This is a genomic window from Pseudomonas sp. S06B 330, assembly GCF_002845275.2.
Classification (GTDB): domain Bacteria; phylum Pseudomonadota; class Gammaproteobacteria; order Pseudomonadales; family Pseudomonadaceae; genus Aquipseudomonas.
In genome coordinates, this window is sequence record NZ_CP088149.1 from 5,304,487 (window position 1) to 5,323,540 (window position 19,054).

At 60.9% G+C, this 19,054-nt stretch carries 11 protein-coding genes; 8 read left to right on the plus strand and 3 right to left on the minus strand.

All coding sequences use genetic code 11. The annotated features are described in order from the left end of the window. Position 1: 1 nt before the first annotated feature. Both CX511_RS23930 and putP read right to left on the minus strand, forming a co-directional pair. Positions 2-838: a 23S rRNA (adenine(2030)-N(6))-methyltransferase RlmJ gene (locus CX511_RS23930; protein WP_045182057.1), complete on the minus strand. Its 837-nt coding sequence runs from the start codon at positions 836-838 to the stop codon at positions 2-4. A 126-nt stretch (positions 839-964) separates the two neighbouring features. After that, positions 965-2,449 carry a sodium/proline symporter PutP gene (gene putP / locus CX511_RS23935; RefSeq protein ID WP_045182055.1) on the minus strand — a complete coding sequence of 495 codons (1,485 nt, stop codon included), beginning with the start codon at positions 2,447-2,449 and terminating at the stop codon, positions 965-967. A gap of 353 nt (positions 2,450-2,802) precedes the next feature. On the opposite strand from putP, the gene putA reads away from it, so the two are divergent. The 8 genes from putA (at position 2,803) to yccS (ending at position 18,135) form a co-directional block, all read left to right on the plus strand. Then, entirely contained in the window at positions 2,803-6,756 is a 3,954-nt protein-coding gene (gene putA, locus CX511_RS23940; protein ID WP_045182053.1) for a trifunctional transcriptional regulator/proline dehydrogenase/L-glutamate gamma-semialdehyde dehydrogenase, read from the plus strand. A gap of 195 nt (positions 6,757-6,951) precedes the next feature. Next, entirely contained in the window at positions 6,952-8,754 is a 1,803-nt protein-coding gene (locus CX511_RS23945) for an acyl-CoA dehydrogenase (protein WP_101293787.1), read from the plus strand. Between the two features lie 32 nt (positions 8,755-8,786). Continuing rightward, entirely contained in the window at positions 8,787-10,229 is a 1,443-nt protein-coding gene (locus CX511_RS23950; RefSeq protein ID WP_045182050.1) for a TldD/PmbA family protein, read from the plus strand. After that, positions 10,229-11,560, plus strand: coding sequence for a TldD/PmbA family protein (locus tag CX511_RS23955; protein ID WP_101293786.1), 1,332 nt, complete (start codon positions 10,229-10,231; stop codon positions 11,558-11,560). Before CX511_RS23950 ends, CX511_RS23955 begins: the two co-directional genes overlap by 1 nt. 91 nt (positions 11,561-11,651) lie before the next feature. After that, positions 11,652-13,079 carry a multidrug transporter subunit MdtD gene (mdtD, locus tag CX511_RS23960; RefSeq protein WP_101293785.1) on the plus strand — a complete coding sequence of 476 codons (1,428 nt, stop codon included), beginning with the start codon at positions 11,652-11,654 and terminating at the stop codon, positions 13,077-13,079. 105 nt (positions 13,080-13,184) lie between these two features. After that, positions 13,185-14,522: an ATP-dependent RNA helicase DbpA gene (gene dbpA, locus CX511_RS23965; protein ID WP_231353495.1), complete on the plus strand. Its 1,338-nt coding sequence runs from the start codon at positions 13,185-13,187 to the stop codon at positions 14,520-14,522. Positions 14,523-14,652: 130 nt separating this feature from the next. Next, the gene (locus CX511_RS23970) at positions 14,653-15,834 is read left to right on the plus strand and encodes a BaiN/RdsA family NAD(P)/FAD-dependent oxidoreductase (RefSeq protein ID WP_045182429.1); all 1,182 of its coding nucleotides are present in this window, start codon (positions 14,653-14,655) and stop codon (positions 15,832-15,834) included. A 117-nt stretch (positions 15,835-15,951) separates the two neighbouring features. After that, on the plus strand, positions 15,952-18,135 hold the full coding sequence (gene yccS, locus CX511_RS23975; RefSeq protein ID WP_101293784.1) for a YccS family putative transporter: 2,184 nt from the start codon (positions 15,952-15,954) through the stop codon (positions 18,133-18,135). Here yccS and CX511_RS23980 read toward each other — a convergent pair whose 3' ends face one another. After that, the gene (locus CX511_RS23980; RefSeq protein ID WP_045182042.1) at positions 18,136-18,873 is read right to left on the minus strand and encodes a substrate-binding periplasmic protein; all 738 of its coding nucleotides are present in this window, start codon (positions 18,871-18,873) and stop codon (positions 18,136-18,138) included. Positions 18,874-19,054 lie beyond the last annotated feature (181 nt).

Sequence of the window (19,054 nt, forward strand, 5' to 3'; positions counted from 1 at the left end):
GCTACTCCGCAATCAACCAATCCATCCGCCAGCTACCCTGCGTCTGCGCCAACACCTGGCTCAGCCACGGCAGTAACTCACGCAGTTCTTCTTCCAGGCCCCAAGGCGGGTTGGCGATGGCCAGACCGGAGCCATTGAGCCCCTGCGGACTATCCTGGGGATGCACATACAGCTCGACCCGCAGCAGCTTCGGCGCACCGGTGCTGGTCAGGTCTTGATAGAAGCGCACCAGTTGACGCTGATCCTTGATCGGGTACCAAATCGCCGCGACGGTCTGGCGCATGCGACTGATTGCCTCTTTCAAAGCCACGGTGCAACGCTTGAGCTCGTCAGCCTGCTCGAATGGCGGGTCGATCAGCATCACCGCACGCTTTTCCTGCACCGGCAACAAGGCCCGCGGCACATGCCAGCCTTCACCCAGGTGCACGGCAACGCGCGGATCCTTCTTCATGTTGTCCTTGAGCATGCGCCCGTCTTCGGGGTGCTTTTCGTTGAGCAACACGCGATCCTGCTGACGCGCCAGGCGCCGCGCAAGCTCGGGCGAACCCGGGTAATAGCGCAGCTCACCATCAGGGTTCATTTTGCGCAGGATGCGCAGGTAGTCAGCGGTAACCTCCGGCAGATCGTCACGCCCCCAAAGCCGCCCGACGCCTTCAATCCACTCGCCGGTCCGCGTTGCCTGGTCGCCCTGCAGGTCGTACAGACCGAGGCCGGCATGGGTATCGAGGTAAGCGAACGGTTGTTCCTTACGCGTCATCAGCGCAATAAGGCGGGTCAACACGAGGTGTTTGAAGACGTCGGCGTGGTTGCCGGCGTGAAAGGCGTGACGATAGTTCATGGCAACTCCTGCAAGACCGTGCAGTTTACCCTGTCATGCCGACCACGTCAGGCACAGCAGCGCAAAACGACAACGGCCCGGACTCTTTCGAGGCCGGGCCGCTGTTAGACGCCGCTCAGCAGTCGATCAATGACCGACTTTGAACGCCTCATCTGCCGCTTCGAAACGCGACACCATTGCAGCCGAAGGGCTGCCGGCCTTACTGACGAAGTAGATAGCCAGGGCACCAAACAGGAAGCCCGGGATAATTTCGTACAGACCCCAGATGGAGAAGTGTTTCCATACCACTACAGTAACCGCACCAACCAGGATGCCAGCCAGCGCACCGTTGCGGGTCATGCCTTTCCACAACACCGAGATCAGTACAACCGGACCGAAGGCAGCACCGAAACCGGCCCAAGCGTAGCTGACCAGACCCAGAACGCGGTTCTCAGGGTTGGAGGCAATCAGAATGGCGACCACAGCAACCAGCAGCACCATGGCGCGACCGACCCAAACCAACTCCAGCTGCGAGGCACCCTTGCGCAGGAAGGTTTTGTAGAAGTCTTCGGTCAGGGCGCTGGAGCACACCAGCAGCTGGCAGCTCAGGGTACTCATGACCGCCGCGAGAATAGCCGACAGCAGCACACCGGCGATCCATGGGTTGAAGAGGATCTTTGCCAGTTCGATGAACACACGCTCATGGTTCTCGGTGACCGGACCTGCAACTTCAGGGTGAGCCGAGAAGTAGGCGATACCGAAGAAGCCCACAGCACAGGTACCGACCAGGCAGAGGATCATCCAGGTCATGGAGATACGGCGGGCCTTGGCGATCGACTTGACCGAATCGGCAGCCATGAAACGCGCCAGGATGTGCGGCTGACCGAAGTAGCCCAGCCCCCAACCCATCAGCGAGATAATGCCGATGAAGGTGGTGCCCTTGAGCATGTCGAAGTTCCCTGCGTCCTTCAGCTCAATGGCAGCAAACGTTGTATCAAGGCCGCCAGTGGCGATCAGCACGATTACTGGGGTCAGAATCAGGGCAAAGATCATCAGGGTCGCTTGAACAGTATCGGTCCAGCTCACAGCCAGGAAGCCACCTACGAAGGTGTAGGCAATGGTTGCCGCCGCACCGGCCCACAGGGCGGTTTCGTAGGACATGCCGAAGGTACTTTCAAACAGACGGGCACCGGCAACAATGCCGGAGGCGCAATAAATGGTGAAGAACACCAAGATCACAACGGCGGAGATAATCCGCAGCAGCCCGCTTTGGTCTTCGAAGCGGCTGGAGAAGTAATCAGGCAAGGTCAAGGCATCGCCGTTGTGCTCAGTCTGCACACGCAGACGGCCGGCAACGAACAGCCAGTTCAAGTAGGCACCGATGATCAGACCGATGGCGATCCAGCTTTCCGACAGGCCCGACATATAGATGGCACCCGGCAAGCCCATCAGCAGCCAGCCGCTCATGTCCGAGGCACCGGCCGACAGTGCGGTTACAACGCTACCGAGGCTACGGCCGCCGAGGATGTAGTCAGACAGGTTGTTGGTGGAGCGATAGGCCATGAAGCCGATCAACACCATTGCCGCGATATAGATCACGAATGTGATCAAGGTTGGATTGCTTACACTCATTGTTGCGCCCTGGCGTTTGTTTTTATGTAGCGACAGCCTCAAGAGAGGTTGCACCCAGGCCGCGAATCCTATGCAACAACGCAAAGATGGTGCAACCTGTTTTTACAATCCAGTTGCACCTCGTCGGATTTCTTGCGCCGCAGTGGCTTTTTGCTCCTTTTCGGAGCAAAAACCTCAGCATGCAGAAGAAAATGCACCATAAACAGCCATTTTCCCCGTGGGGTTTTACCCAACGGACGAGCTGCACTCTTTTCCTACTTATTTTGGGTTGCACTAGGTTGCACCCGAAATCGCGCACAGCTAATCTTGGCGCCAGCTTAAGCCACAGCCTGTGGCAATAATGAGGATAAGAAATGGCGACGACCACCCTTGGGGTCAAACTCGACGACCCTACCCGTGAGCGACTCAAAGCAGCTGCGCAGTCTATTGACCGCACGCCGCATTGGTTGATCAAGCAAGCGATCTTCAATTACCTGGAGAAGCTCGAGGGTGGCGCCACCCTGACCGAACTCAGCGGTCAGACCAACCATAACGGCGACGATGCCGGCGAAATCCAGAGTGACCACGCCCACCAGTGCTTCCTCGAGTTTGCCGAAAGCATCCTGCCGCAGTCGGTACTGCGCTCGGCGATCACCGCCGCGTACCGCCGCCCTGAGCCAGAAGTTGTACCTATGCTGCTGGAGCAGGCACGCTTGCCTGCCGCCATGGCCGAGGCCACCAACAAGCTGGCCGCCGGCATTGCCGAAAAGCTGCGCAACCAGAAGAGCGCTGGCGGCCGCGCCGGTATCGTTCAGGGCCTGCTGCAGGAATTCTCCCTGTCGTCCCAGGAAGGCGTGGCCCTGATGTGCCTGGCCGAAGCACTGCTGCGTATCCCCGACAAAGGCACCCGTGATGCGCTGATCCGCGACAAGATCAGTACCGGCAACTGGCAACCACACCTGGGCAACAGCCCCTCGCTGTTCGTCAACGCTGCAACCTGGGGCCTGCTACTGACCGGCAAACTGGTCTCGACCCACAATGAATCTGGCCTGACCTCTTCGCTCAGCCGCATCATTGGCAAAAGCGGCGAGCCGATGATTCGCAAGGGCGTCGACATGGCCATGCGCCTGATGGGCGAGCAATTCGTCACCGGCGAGACCATTGCCGAAGCCCTGGCCAACGCCAGCAAGTTCGAAGCCAAGGGCTTCCGCTACTCCTACGACATGCTCGGCGAAGCCGCACTGACCGAGCACGACGCGCAAAAATACCTGGCCTCCTACGAGCAGGCGATCCACTCGATCGGTAAAGCTTCCCATGGCCGTGGTATCTATGAAGGCCCGGGCATCTCGATCAAGCTCTCGGCCCTGCACCCGCGCTACAGCCGTGCCCAGTACGAGCGCGTGATGGAAGAGCTGTACCCACGCCTGCTGTCGCTGACCCTGCTGGCCAAGCAATACGACATCGGCCTGAACATCGACGCCGAAGAGGCCGACCGCCTCGAGCTGTCGCTGGACCTGCTTGAGCGCCTGTGCTTCGAACCACAACTGACCGGCTGGAACGGCATCGGTTTCGTGATTCAGGCTTACCAGAAGCGCTGCCCGTACGTAATCGACTACGTCATCGATCTGGCCCGCCGCAGCCGCCATCGCCTGATGATCCGTCTGGTAAAAGGCGCCTACTGGGACAGCGAGATCAAGCGCGCCCAGGTCGAAGGTCTGGAAGGCTATCCGGTTTATACCCGCAAGGTGTACACCGACGTGTCCTACATCGCTTGCGCCCGCAAGTTGCTGTCGGTGCCGGAAGTCATCTACCCGCAATTCGCCACCCACAACGCTCACACTCTGTCGGCCATTTACCATATCGCCGGTCAGAACTACTACCCAGGCCAGTACGAGTTCCAGTGCCTGCATGGTATGGGTGAGCCACTGTACGAACAGGTTGTCGGCAAGGTTGCCGATGGCAAGCTGAACCGTCCGTGCCGCGTGTACGCACCCGTCGGCACCCACGAAACGCTGCTGGCCTACCTGGTTCGCCGCCTGCTGGAAAACGGCGCCAACACCTCGTTCGTCAACCGCATCGCCGACCAGTCGATCTCGATCCAGGAACTCGTTGCTGACCCGGTTGCGACCATCGAGCAAATGGCTACCCAGGAAGGCAATTTCGGCCTGCCGCACCCGCGCATCCCACTGCCGCGCGACCTGTACGGTACCGAGCGGGCCAACTCCGCGGGTATCGACATGGCCAACGAACACCGCCTGGCGTCGCTGTCCTGCGCCCTGCTAGCCACTGCCCATAACGACTGGAAAGCCGCGCCGATGCTCGGTTGCGCTTCCAGCAATGAAGTAGCAGCGCCGGTACTCAACCCGTCCGATCACCGTGACGTGGTCGGCCATGTACAAGAAGCTACCGTTGCCGACGTCGACAACGCTATCCAGTGCGCCCTCAACGCAGCACCGATCTGGCAGGCCACCCCGCCCGCCGAGCGTGCAGCCATCCTCGAGCGCGCCGCAGACCTGATGGAAGCCGAGATCCAGCCGCTGATGGGTCTGCTCGCCCGTGAAGCTGGCAAGACCTTTGCCAACGCCATCGCCGAAGTTCGTGAGGCAGTCGACTTCCTGCGCTACTACGCCGTACAAGCACGCAACGATTTCAGCAACGATGCCCACCGCCCATTGGGCCCAGTGGTCTGCATCAGCCCGTGGAACTTCCCGCTGGCAATCTTCAGCGGTCAGGTTGCGGCTGCTTTGGCTGCCGGTAACCCAGTGCTGGCCAAGCCTGCCGAGCAAACCCCGCTGGTCGCCGCCCAGGCCGTGCGCCTGCTGCTGGAAGCCGGTATCCCGGAAGGCGTAGTGCAACTGCTACCGGGCCGCGGTGAGACGGTCGGCGCTCGTCTGGTCGGTGACGACCGGGTCAAAGGCGTGATGTTCACCGGCTCCACTGAAGTCGCTCGCCTGCTGCAACGCAACATCGCCGGTCGCCTGGATGCCCAGGGCCGCCCGATCCCGCTGATCGCCGAAACCGGCGGCCAGAACGCGATGATCGTCGACTCCTCGGCGCTCACCGAACAAGTGGTCATCGACGTTGTGTCCTCGGCCTTTGACAGCGCCGGTCAACGCTGCTCGGCACTGCGCGTACTGTGCCTGCAAGAAGACTCCGCCGACCGCGTGATCGAAATGCTCAAGGGCGCCATGGCTGAAAGCCGCCTGGGTAACCCAGAGCGCCTGTCCGTGGACATCGGCCCAGTGATCGACGCCGAAGCCAAGGCGGGTATCGAGAAGCACATCCAGGGCATGCGCGATAAAGGTCGCTCGGTCTACCAGATGGCCATTGCCGAAGGTGAAGAGCTCAAGCGTGGCACCTTCGTCATGCCGACCCTGATCGAGCTGGAAAGCTTCGACGAGCTGCAACGCGAGATCTTTGGCCCAGTTCTGCACGTGGTGCGCTACAACCGCAAAGACCTCGACCAACTGATCGAGCAGATCAACGCCTCCGGTTACGGCCTGACCCTGGGTGTACACACCCGGATCGACGAAACCATTGCCAAGGTCATCGACAACGTCAACGCCGGTAACGTCTACGTCAACCGCAACATCGTCGGTGCCGTGGTCGGCGTCCAGCCGTTCGGTGGTGAAGGCCTGTCCGGTACTGGCCCGAAAGCCGGTGGCCCGCTGTACCTGTACCGCCTGCTATCGACCCGTCCAGCCGATGCCATTGAGCAATCGTTCCAGCGCACTGACGGTGACAACGCTCCGGACACCCGTCTGCGCGAAGAGCTGAGCAAGCCACTGCAAGCATTCAAGGCCTGGGCTGCGAGCAACAAGCTGAACGATCTGGTCAGCCTGTGCGAACAGTTCGCCCAACAGTCGCAAAGCGGTATCAGCCGCCTGCTGGTCGGCCCGACCGGTGAGCGCAACAGCTACACCATCCTGCCGCGTGAGCACGTGCTGTGCCTGGCCGAGGTCGAAGCTGACCTGCTGACCCAACTGGCTGCGGTACTGGCCGTGGGCAGCTCGGCAGTATGGCCGGAAGGCGAATTGAGCAAGACCCTGCGCAACCGTCTGCCAAAAGAAGTACAGGCACGCATCAAGCTGGTCGGTGACTGGACCCAGGATGAGGTGGTGTTCGACGCCGTTCTGCATCATGGCCACTCCGACCAACTGCGCGCTGTCTGTGAGCAGGTGGCCAAACGCGCCGGCGCCATCGTTGGCGTCCACGGCCTGTCGTCGGGTGAAACCTCAATCGCCCTGGAGCGCTTGGTTATCGAGCGTGCGTTGAGCGTCAACACTGCTGCTGCCGGTGGTAACGCAAGCTTGATGACAATCGGCTGATAGACCAGGCAACCCCATCGCCGGCAAGGCCGACTCCCACAGGAATCAAGACAGTCTTGATTAGTGTGGGAGCCGGCCTTGCCGACGAAGAGGTCCTGGCAGTCAGCGCAGTCGGCATATCACCCCCATCTATGGTGCTAGGCACCCTCCCTTCCCCCTCCTAGACTCGACGCATCCCCAGACAGGAATGCCGTCATGTCCGAGACCCTGCTCAGCGCCCGCAACCTGGCCTTCGAACTCTATGAAGTGCTCGACGCCGAGTCCCTTACCCAACGCCCTCGCTTCGCCGAACACACCCGTGAGACCTTCGATGCCGCGCTGAACACTGCGCGCACGATTGCCGAAAAGTATTTCGCGCCGCACAACCGCAAGGGCGACGAACAGGAACCGCGCTATGAAAATGGCGAAGCGGTGTTAATCCCCGAGGTCAAACCCGCCGTCGATGCCTTTCTAGAGGCCGGCTTTCTCAACGCCAGCCGCGACTTCGAAGCTGGCGGCATGCAATTGCCGACCCTGCTTTCGCAAGCATGCTTTGCTCACTTCCAGGCCGCCAACGCCGGGACTACCGCCTACCCGTTCCTGACCATGGGCGCGGCCAACCTGATCGAGAGCTTCGGCACTGACGAGCAGAAGCGCCTGTTTCTGCAGCCGATGATCGAAGGCCGCTTCTTCGGCACCATGGCCCTGACCGAGCCCCATGCTGGCTCGTCGCTGGCCGACATTCGCACCCGCGCCGAGCCCACCGGTGATGGTAGCTATCGCCTGCGTGGCAACAAGATCTTCATTTCCGGTGGCGACCACCCACTGTCAGAAAATATCGTGCATATGGTCTTGGCCAAGCTGCCTGATGCGCCAGCTGGGGTGAAAGGCATTTCGCTGTTTATCGTGCCCAAGTACCTGGTCAATGCCGATGGCAGCCTGGGCCCACGCAACGACGTGTTACTGGCCGGGCTGTTCCACAAGATGGGCTGGCGCGGCACCACCTCCACAGCGCTGAACTTCGGCGACAATGGGCAATGTGTCGGTTATCTGGTGGGCAAGCCGCATCAGGGTCTGGCCTGCATGTTCCAGATGATGAATGAGGCGCGCATCGGCGTCGGCATGGGTGCGGTGATGCTCGGCTATGCCGGTTATCTGTACTCACTTGAGTATGCGCGCCAGCGACCACAAGGGCGCCTGCCGGATAACAAGGATCCGGCCACCGCAGCTGTGCCAATCATCAGCCACACCGATGTAAAGCGCATGCTGCTGACCCAGAAAGCCTATGTCGAAGGCGCCTTCGACCTAGGCTTGTATGCAGCACGGTTGTTCGATGACAGCCAAAGTGGCGAAACCGAGGCTCACCGCCAGCAGGCACATGAGCTGCTCGACCTGCTCACCCCAATCGTCAAATCCTGGCCTTCGGAGTTCTGCCTCAAGGCCAACGAGCTGGCCATCCAGATTCTCGGTGGTCACGGCTACACGCGCGAGTACCCGGTCGAGCAGTACTACCGCGACAACCGCTTGAACCCAATCCACGAAGGCACCCACGGCATCCAGTCGCTCGACCTACTGGGTCGCAAGCTGGCGCAGAACGGCGGCGCCGGGCTCAAACAATTGGTACGTCTGATCGCAGGCACCTGCGAGCGCGCCAGTGGCTACCCCAACCTTGATCATTTGCGCATGCCACTTGAGCAATTGCAGGTGCGCCTGCAGAGCGTAACCCTTAGCCTGCTCGGCGATCTGGCCCAAGGTCAGGTCAGCATCGCTCTGGCCAACTCAGCGCTGTACCTCAAGGCCTTCGGTCACTGCGTCATCGGCTGGCGCTGGCTGGAACAGGCGATTCATGCTGAACAGGGCCTGGCCCGGGGCATTCCCGCCGACCACGACTTCTACCAAGGCAAGTTGCAGACGGCACGTTATTTCCTGACCTGGGAAGTGCCGGGCTGCCATAATGAGCTGGCCTTGCTCGAGGCCCGTGACGACACCTGCCTGAGCATGCGCGACGGGTGGTTCTGAGGGGGAACCACCGTACTCACGGAGGTTCTTGCATGTTTGAGATGAGCGCATTGCTGCGCCAGCGCTTTGCCGCCCTGCGCAGCGATGCCGAATTTTTCTCCCTGCGCTATGTGCAGCAGTCCCAGCAGCAGCTTTCAGTGCGCAAGAACGTCGCCGAGCCGCCGTTTTTCTACCGTGACGAAGGCGTAATGCTGACCGTCCGGCTCAAAGGTGTTGAGGCCTATGCTGCCACTGCCGATTTGTCTCAGGCAGGCCTGCAACGCGCCCTGGAGCAGGCGCAGCTGCTGGCTGCGCAGATTGGCGCACAGGCATTGCTTGACCTCAGCGAGCAGCCCGTAGCCACGGGGCGCAGCGACTATTACTCGCCCAACCTCGAACAGCCCTTCCCGCCCCTGGCCGACTGCTATGCCTTGCTCGCCCGTGAGTCGGCCAGCGTGCCCGCCGACAGCCGTCTAGTGAACTGGCAGGCAAGCCTTGGCATCAGCGACGTCGAACAGATCTACTTGAACACTGCCGGGGCCGAGCTGCGCCAAGCCCAACGTTTTGTCTATCCCGGCTTCGGCGTTACCGCGTTCGATGGCCAGGACAGTCAGAGCCGCACCCTGGGTCGGGACAACTTCGGTCAGCAAGGCGGCCTGGATGTTATCGAGCGCTGCGGCCTGATTGGCGCTGGCGTCAAGGTCGCTGACCAGGCCCTGCAATTGCTCCTGGCAGCCAATACCCCCAGCGGGGTCCGCGACCTGCTGCTGATGCCCGACCAGATGATGCTGCAGATTCACGAATCCATCGGCCATCCATTGGAGATGGATCGAATTCTCGGCGATGAGCGCAACTACGCCGGCACCAGCTTCGTCAAAGCCAGTGATTTCGGCACCCTGCAATACGGCTCGAAATTGCTCAACGTGACCTTCGACCCGAGCATTGGCGAAGAGCTGGCCAGCTACAGCCATGACGACGATGGCAGCGCCGCCGACAAGCAGTTCCTGATCCGCGATGGCTTGCTGCTGCGCCCCCTCGGCGGCGCCCTGTCGCAGTTCCGTTCGGGCCTGGACGGTGTTGCCAATAGCCGCGCCTGCGGTTGGAACCGCGCACCAATCGATCGAATGGCCAACCTAAATATCGAGCCCGGCGACAAAAGTCTGGAGCAACTGATTGCCGGTATCGAACACGGTATCCTGATGCGCACCAACCGCTCCTGGTCCATCGATGATGCGCGCAACAAGTTCCAGTTCGGCTGCGAATGGGGCCAGTTGATCGAAAACGGTGAGCTCAAGGCGGTAGTGAAGAACCCCAACTACCGGGGGATATCCGCACAGTTCTGGGGCAACCTCAGTGCTGTTGGCGACGCCAGCACTTTCCAGGTGCTGGGCACGCCCAATTGCGGCAAGGGCGAGCCAAACCAGGTGGTTAGGGTCGGGCACGCTTCACCGGCCTGCGTGTTCAGCCAGATCGACGTATTCGGAGGAGACGCCTGATGGCCGCCACCCCACTGCACAGCTTCCAAAACCTGGTGGCCTGCCTGCAACAACAGGTTCAAGCACCCGAACATTTCACCCTGAGCTACAGCGCCGAACAGTCGCATTTCATCCGTTTCAACCATGCCAAGGTACGCCAGGCCGGTGAAGTGCAACAAGCCAGCTGCGTCCTCAAACTGGTCAACGACGGCCGTCAGGCAGAGCTCCAGTTCACCTTAGGCAACGATGCCGAAGTAGACCGGCAGCGCTTGCTGCAAGCACTCGACCAACTGCGTCAGACCTTGCCGCTGCTTGCAGCTGACCCCTATCTACAACTCAATGACAGCGCCTGGAACAGCCACAGCGTGCAGGACCAGCCCCTGCCTGAGATCGCTCAGGTATTGGCGCAGATCGAGCAAGGGGCAAGTGACCTGGACCTGGTCGGCATCTACGCCGCGGGACCGATCTGTCGTGGCTTTGCCAACTCTTTCGACGCCTTCGGCTGGCACCAGGCCAACAGCTTCAACTTCGACTGGAGTCTGTTCCATAGCAACGGTCAGGCCGTCAAAGCCAACTATGCCGGCCAGAACTGGAACTGCGATGCCTTTGCCCTGCGCCTGCGCCAGGCACGCGAACAGCTGGAATACCTGGGTCGGCCTCTCAAGACCCTCGCCCCTGGTGAGTACCGCGCCTACCTGGCCCCGGCGGCAATCGATGAGATCATGGCCATGCTCTGCTGGGGCGGTTTCTCCGCTCAGTCACTGGCCACCAAGAACAGTCCACTGCAACGCCTGTACGCCAGCGATGCGCGGCTCAATCCAATGGTCAGCATTGCCGAGCAAGTCAGCGGCTCGCTGAGCCCGGCGTTTTCCGATGAGGGCGCGCCGCGCAACGATTTGCGCTTGATTGAGCAAGGCCAAGGCCTGGACCGGTTGATCTGTGCCCGCAGCGCCGCCGAGTTCGAGCTGCTCGCCAACGGCGCCGATGGCCATGAGTCGCCTTGCGCACTGAGCATGGCCGCTGGCGAGCTCGCACAAGAGCAGATCCTCACCCGCCTGGACACCGGCCTGTACATCAGCAACCTCTGGTACCTGAACTTCTCCGACCTGCCCGCCGCACGCATGACCGGCCTGACTCGCTTCGCCACTTTTTGGGTCGAGAACGGGAAAATCCAGGCACCGGTCAGCACCATGCGTTTTGATGACAGCGTCTACAGTTTGTTGGGTTCGCAGCTGGAAGCGTTGACCGCCGAGCGGGAGCTGATCCTGTCGACCAGCACCTACGGGCAGCGCCAGACCAGTTCCAGCCATTTGCCGGGAGCGCTGGTCAAACGCCTGACGTTGACATTGTGATGGCCTCATCGCCGGCAAGGCCAGCTCCCACAGAGGATGTGTGCGAGCCGGCCTTGTCGGCGATGAGGCCCTAAAGGACACCTGAGAAATCATGCCCAATCGCACCCCGCTGGACTCGACCACCGCCCGCTGGATCCCTTGGGTCGTGGCCATCGCTTTCTTCATGCAATCGCTCGACGGCACCATCCTCAACACCGCGTTGCCAGCCATGGCCCGGGACTTGGCCGAAGACCCGTTGCGCATGCAGTCGGTGATCATTGCCTACATGCTCACGGTGGCCCTGCTGATCCCGGCCTCGGGCTGGATCGCCGACCGCTTCGGCACCAAGCGCATCTTCTTCGGCGCGATCCTGCTGTTCAGTCTCGGCTCGCTACTTTGTGCCCTGTCTGAAAGCCTCAGCATGCTGGTAGCAGCGCGGGTGGTGCAGGGCTTGGGCGGTGCACTGATGCTGCCAGTAGGCCGCCTGGTCGTGCTGCGCGCCTACCCGCGCTCGGAGCTGGTACGGATCATGAGTTTCATCACCATTCCTGGCCTGCTCGGCCCGCTGCTGGGCCCAACCATGGGCGGCTGGCTGGTGGAAATCCTCAGCTGGCACTGGATCTTCCTGCTCAACCTACCGGTGGGTGTCATCGGCTGTTACGCCGTATGGCGCTTCATTCCCGACCTGCGCGGCAGTGAACGCACACGCTTTGACGGTGTGGGATTCGTGTTGTTCGGCGCAGCTATGGTGTTGATCACCATCGCCATGGAAGGTCTGGGCGAACTGCACCTGCCGCACCTGCGGGTGATGTTGCTGTTGTTTGCCGGTATGGCCTGCCTGGCGGCTTACTGGCTGCGCGCCGGAAGCATCGACAATCCGCTGTTCTCGCCCAGCCTGTTTCGCACTCGAACCTTTTCCGTGGGCATTCTCGGCAACCTGTTCGCCCGTCTGGGCAGCGGCGCCCTGCCCTTTCTGATACCACTGCTGTTGCAAGTGGCACTGGGCTACTCACCGGCCCAGGCCGGCATGAGCATGATTCCCCTAGCCGCAGCCGCGATGCTGGCCAAGTCGATTGCGCGGCCGTTAATCGAGCGCTTCGGCTATCGCACCATTCTGACTGGCAACACCCTGTTACTCGGCCTGCTGCTGGCCAGTCTCGGCCTTGTGGACGAACAAACGCCTTATGCCTTGCTACTGTTCCAACTGGGCTTGCTAGGTGCCGTCAACTCCATGCAATTCACCGCGATGAACACGGTAACCCTGATCGATCTTGACGACGCCAGCGCCAGCAGCGGCAACAGCTTGCTCTCGGTAGTCGCGCAACTGTCCCTGAGCCTTGGCGTGGCTTGTGCCGGCGCGTTACTCGGCGGTTTTACTGCCGCGGGCAATGCCGAGAGCGTGGAGAGCACCTTAGGCGCTTTCCAGCTGACGTTCCTCACCATCGGCCTGATGGCCATGCTGGCAGCAGCAATCTTCATGCAACTGTCCAGGACAGACGGAAGGCGTACCCCTCGTCCGGAACCGGAGATCGAGCCTTAGGGCTAAAGGCCACGAGGCTGGTACACTGCGCGACATTTTGTTTTGCAGGCCCGCCTCGTGACCACCATTGCCACCGCCTTCGCCACCTTGCCGCTGTCCGCCGCCATGCTGGCCAACCTGGACGCCCTCGGCTACGCCCAAATGACCCCGATCCAGGCCCAGAGCCTGCCGGTCATCCTCAAGGGTATGGACCTGATTGCCCAGGCCAAGACCGGTAGCGGCAAGACCGCCGCGTTCGGCATTGGCCTGCTCAACCCAATCAACCCGCGCTACTTCGGTTGCCAGGCGCTTGTCCTGTGCCCAACCCGCGAGTTGGCCGACCAGGTGGCCAAAGAACTGCGCCGCCTGGCTCGCGCTGAAGACAACATCAAGATCCTGACCCTGTGCGGCGGCGTGTCGCTGGGCCCGCAGATCGCTTCGCTGGAGCATGGCGCGCACATCATCGTCGGCACCCCCGGCCGCGTTCAGCAGCACCTGAGCAAAGGCACCCTGGTGCTCGACGGCCTCAATACGTTGATCCTCGATGAAGCCGACCGCATGCTCGACATGGGCTTCTACGACGCCATCGCCGACATCATCGGACAAACCCCGAAGCGTCGTCAGACCTTATTGTTCTCGGCTACTTACCCGGCCGGCATCAAGCAATTGGCCTCGACCTTCATGCGCGACCCGCAAACCGTCAAGGTTGAAGCCCTGCACGCCGACAGCCAGATCGAACAGCGCTTCTACGAAATCGCCCCTGAGCAGCGCATGGAAGCGGTGAGCAAAGTACTCGACCACTTCCGACCACAATCCTGTGTAGCGTTCTGCTTCACCAAGCAGCAGTGCCAGGAGCTGGTCGAACACCTGCAAGCCAAAGGTGTCGCTGCCCAGGCGTTACATGGCGACCTGGAGCAACGCGACCGTGACCAGGTGCTGACCTTGTTTGCCAACCGCAGCCTGTCCGTACTGGTGGCCACCGATGTCGCTGCCCGCGGCCTGGACATCGATGCCCTGGACATGGTCATCAACGTCGAACTGGCCCGCGATGCCGAGATCCATGTACACCGCGTCGGCCGCACCGGCCGCGCCGGTGAGAAAGGTCTGGCGGTGAGCCTGGTCGCTCCCGCCGAAGGCCATCGCGCCCAGGCAATCGAGCAAATGCAGAAAGCCCCACTGCGCTGGGAGCAACTGGACAGCCTTAAGCCTCAGAGCGGTGCCCCGCTGCTGCCGACCATGAGTACCCTGTGCATTGCCGCAGGCCGCAAGGACAAGCTGCGCCCAGGCGATATCCTTGGCGCCTTGACCGGTGATGCCGGCTTGCCGGGCACTCAAGTGGGCAAGATTGCGATTTTTGACTTCCAGGCGTTTGTTGCGGTGGAACGGGCAGTGGCCAAACAGGCGTTGCAGCGGCTGAACAGCGGCAAAATCAAGGGGCGCTCATTGCGCGTGCGCATCGTCTGAGTGCGTTGTTGATTTTGCCGGCTTCATCGCCGGCAAGTCCGGCTCCCACAGGGCCAGAGGCAAGCACGTGACATTGTGGAAGCCGGCCCTTCAGGCGATGGCTTCACCACCGATTTTTGAGGATTTTGCAGTGCGTTCCACCGAAGTGATCATCATTGGCGCAGGCGCCGCTGGCCTGATGTGTGCCCTGACCGCCGCCGGTCGCGGCCGTCAGGTGCTGCTGCTCGACCATGCCAACAAACCGGGCAAGAAGATCCTGATGTCCGGCGGTGGCCGTTGCAACTTCACCAACATGTACACCGAGCCTGCGAACTTCCTTTCGCAGAATCCGCACTTCTGCAAATCGGCCCTGGCCCGTTACACCCAGTGGGACTTCATCGAGATGGTCGGCAAACACGCCGTGCCCTATCACGAGAAAAAACTCGGACAACTGTTCTGCGACAACAAGTCCAGCGACATCCTCGGCATGCTTCTGAGTGAATGCGACAACGCCGGCGCCGAACTGCGCATGGATACCCGTATTGATCAGATCGAGAAAGTCGACGGTGGTTACTTGCTGGAAACCAGCGCTGGACAGCTCCAATGCCAATCACTGGTGATCGCTACCGGCGGCCTGTCGATCCCGACCTTGGGCGCTACTGGTTTTGGTTATCAGGTCGCTCGCCAGTTCGGCCATACCTTGCTGCCAACCCGAGCAGGCCTTGTGCCGTTCACCATCACCGAGCCACAACTCAAGGCGATCTGCACAGAACTGTCCGGCACTTCGGTTGATTGTGTCGCCAGCTGCAACGGCACCAGCTTTCGTGAAAACCTGTTGTTCACTCACCGCGGCCTGAGCGGGCCAGCGATCCTGCAGATCTCTTCCTTCTGGGAATCTGGCGATACGGTCGAGATCAACCTGCTGCCCGAACACGACGCCTTGAGCTGGTTGCAACAGCAACAGGCCGAACGCCCCAACAGCGAACTGAAAACACTGCTCGGGGAGATCTTCACCAAGAAGATGGCCAACCTGTTGGCCGAGCACTGGTTCACCTCCAAGCCAATGAAGCAGTACACCCCGGCCGAGCTGACCCAAGTCGGCGACAAACTCGCCGCCTGGCAGGTGGTTCCGGCCGGCACCGAAGGCTACCGCACCGCAGAAGTAACCCTGGGCGGCGTCGATACCCGCGAAGTGTCCTCCAAAACCATGGAGTCGCTGAAAAGCCCAGGGCTTTACTTCATCGGTGAAGTGCTCGATGTCAGCGGCCATCTCGGCGGTTTCAACTTCCAGTGGGCCTGGGCCTCGGCGTACGCAGCCGCGCAGTTCGTCTAACCTTCGCGGTAGAATCAGCGCATCAAGGAACAAATTTTGCTGGTCAGAGGGCTCCGTAACACGGTTGCCATCTGACTGGCTCAATTTCGATCATCGCCCAAGGCCTGCCTACCCGACATGTCATCCTCCTCGTTCAGCCAATCGTTGCGCCGCCTCTGGGCCCTGGACAAATTCAGCTATGCCATCCGTGTGCTCATCGCCCTGACCGGCAGCATGTTGCTGTGCTGGTATCAGGATGAGATGAGCCTGTTGATCCCGCTGTTTCTGGGCATCATCGCCAGCGCCCTTGCCGAGACTGACGACAGCTGGCAAGGGCGCCTGAACGCTCTGGCGGTGACGCTGGTGTGCTTTACCGTTGCTGCGCTGTCGGTAGAGCTGCTGTTCCCTTATCCACTGATTTTCGTCTGTGCCCTAGCCCTGGCCAGCTTTGGCCTGACCATGCTTGGTGCGCTGGGTGAACGCTACGGTGCAATAGCCTCGGCCACCCTCATTCTTTCGGTCTACACCATGATCGGCGTAGACCAGCGCGGCGGCGAAGTCAGCGACTTCTGGCACGAACCCCTGCTGCTGGTCGCTGGTGCGGCCTGGTACGGGCTGCTCTCGGTGCTGTGGCAGGCGCTGTTCTCCAACCAGCCAGTCCAACAGAGCCTGGCGCGGTTGTTCCGTGAACTGGGGCGCTACCTGAAACTTAAGGCCACGCTGTTCGAACCCATCCGCCAACTGGATGTGGAAGCCCGGCGCCTTGAACTGGCCCAACAGAATGGCCGCGTGGTCGCTGCGCTCAACGCGGCCAAGGAAATTATCCTGCACCGGGTCGGCAATGGTCGGCCGGGGTCAAAGGTCAGCCGCTACCTGAAACTGTATTTTCTTGCCCAGGATATCCACGAGCGCGCCAGCTCTTCGCACTACCCCTACAACGCCCTGACCGAAGCCTTCTTCCACAGCGACGTGCTGTTTCGCTGCCAGCGCCTGCTACGTCAACAAGGTGTGGCCTGCCAGCAGTTGTCCGAATCGATCCTGTTGCGCCAACCGTTCACCTACGACAGTGGCTTTGCCCAAGCTCTGGAAGACCTCAATGCCTCGCTGGAGCATCTGCGCATTCAGAGCAACCCAGCATGGCGAGGGCTGCTGCGCTCGCTACGCGCCCTGGCCGCTAACCTGGCGACACTCGATCGCCTGCTCAGCGACGCCAGCAATCCGGACATGCTCGCCGACGCCAGCGACAGCAGCCTGCTCGACCGCTCACCGCGCAACCTGCGTGACGTATGGAGCCGCCTGCGTCAGCAACTGACCCCAACCTCGCTGCTGTTCCGCCATGCCCTGCGCCTGCCTCTGGCGCTGTCGATCGGCTACGGCATGGTGCACTTGATCCACCCGACTCAGGGCTACTGGATCATCCTCACCACCTTGTTCGTGTGCCAGCCCAACTACGGTGCAACGCGACGCAAGCTGGTGCAACGGATCATCGGCACTGCCATCGGCCTGACCGTGGGCTGGGCGTTGTTCGACCTGTTTCCGAGCCCAATCATCCAGTCGCTGTTTGCCGTAGCGGCCGGGGTGGTGTTCTTCGTCAATCGCACCACGCGCTACACCTTGGCCACCGCAGCGATCACCCTGATGGTGCTGTTCTGCTTCAACCAGGTCGGCGATGGTTACGGGCTGTTCCTACCACGCTTGTTCGATACCCTGGTCGGCAGCCTGATTGCGATTCTGGCGGTTTTTCTGTTCCTGCCGGACTGGCAGGGCCGGCGTCTGAACAAAGTGCTGGCCAATACCCTGAGCTGCAACAGCACCTACCTGCGCCAGATCATGCAGCAATACGCCCAAGGCAAGCGTGACGACCTGGCCTACCGCCTGGCCCGGCGCAACGCTCACAACGCCGATGCGGCGCTGTCGACCACGTTGGCCAACATGCTCATGGAGCCTGGGCATTTCCGTAAGGAGGCCGACGTCGGCTTTCGCTTCCTGGTGCTATCGCACACTTTGCTCAGCTACCTGTCAGGCCTGGGGGCGCATCGCGAAACCACCTTGCCTGCTGACGTCCATGAGCAGTTGATCGACGGTGCCGGAGCCAGTCTGGCCAATAGCCTGGATGAAATTGCCGAAGGCCTGGCCAGCAAGCTGCCGGTGGCGATCCACAGCGATGCTGAAGAAGCGCTGGCCAATGAGCTTGAACAGATGCCCGAAGAGCTTGAAGAGAACCAGCGGCTGGTACAGACCCAACTGGCCCTTATCTGTCGTCAGTTGGGCCCGCTGCGCACCCTGGCGGCTCACTTGATCAAAGAAGATGCACCAGCCTGATCAGAAGCCGTAGTGTTTGAGTAACCGCTCGTAGCTGCCGTCAGCTTTCATCTCGACAAGGGCACGATTGAAACCAGCAACGATCTGCTGGTGTTCGGGCGTCTTCATGCTCACCAGAATATGCAGTGGGTTTTCGCTCACTGGCGGGTCGATAAACTCGATGTGGTCACGCACCGAACGCGACTCGCGCTGCAGGAAGTAGCGCGCAACGTACTCATCTTCAAGGGTCAGGCCCACTCTGCCGGCGGCCAGCATGCGAACCGCCACGGAAAAATTGCGCACCGGTATTCTTTGCAAACGCTGGTCGGCATCGAACGCTGGCGAATAGGTATAGCCCCTGACCACCGCAACAGGATAGGGATAAAGATCGCTCAGGACTTTGAACTTGAGCGGATCGCCCTTGCGCTTGAGCAGGCGAATACGATTGGTCAGGTAACCCTCAGAGAACGCCCCGATTTGGGTACGACTATCATTGAACCAGGCGTTGATCAGGACATCGTAACGCCCCTCCTCTACACCCAGTAATGCCCGCGCCCAAGGCACCTGTTCGAACTCGCTGTCGTAACCAGCACGGCGCAAGGCCGTGGTAACGATGACCGTGGCCAGGCCGCCGCCCGGCATACTGGCGTCAGCAAAAGGAGGCCAACTGTCAGCAACCAGGCGCAATTTTTCCGCTTGCGCTGTGTTGAGTGCCAACAACAATCCAAGCAACGCCAAGACTCGAAGCAGCGCAGCCATGCTCAAATCCTTTAGTAGACGCGCCATTACACGTCGTTGATATCAACTGCTTGAGAGCTACCGTGGTTATACAAAGATCAAGCTTCATGGCAGTAGCCATGATATCAAATTGCCTCCATCTTGATCGGCATCAGAGACTGAGTTGACTTGTGGCAATTTCGCCCTCGTCCTCGGCCCAGGC

Coding starts and splice junctions, on each gene's coding strand:
- CX511_RS23950 (WP_045182050.1), top strand. CDS start 8,787: ATGTTTGAGATGAGCGCATTGCTGCGCCAGCGCTTTGCCGCCCTGCGC.
- CX511_RS23930 (WP_045182057.1), bottom strand. CDS start 838: ATGAACTATCGTCACGCCTTTCACGCCGGCAACCACGCCGACGTCTTC.
- CX511_RS23955 (WP_101293786.1), top strand. CDS start 10,229: ATGGCCGCCACCCCACTGCACAGCTTCCAAAACCTGGTGGCCTGCCTG.
- mdtD (WP_101293785.1), top strand. CDS start 11,652: ATGCCCAATCGCACCCCGCTGGACTCGACCACCGCCCGCTGGATCCCT.
- CX511_RS23980 (WP_045182042.1), bottom strand. CDS start 18,873: ATGGCTGCGCTGCTTCGAGTCTTGGCGTTGCTTGGATTGTTGTTGGCA.
- putP (WP_045182055.1), bottom strand. CDS start 2,449: ATGAGTGTAAGCAATCCAACCTTGATCACATTCGTGATCTATATCGCG.
- putA (WP_045182053.1), top strand. CDS start 2,803: ATGGCGACGACCACCCTTGGGGTCAAACTCGACGACCCTACCCGTGAG.
- dbpA (WP_231353495.1), top strand. CDS start 13,185: ATGCTGGCCAACCTGGACGCCCTCGGCTACGCCCAAATGACCCCGATC.
- yccS (WP_101293784.1), top strand. CDS start 15,952: ATGTCATCCTCCTCGTTCAGCCAATCGTTGCGCCGCCTCTGGGCCCTG.
- CX511_RS23945 (WP_101293787.1), top strand. CDS start 6,952: ATGTCCGAGACCCTGCTCAGCGCCCGCAACCTGGCCTTCGAACTCTAT.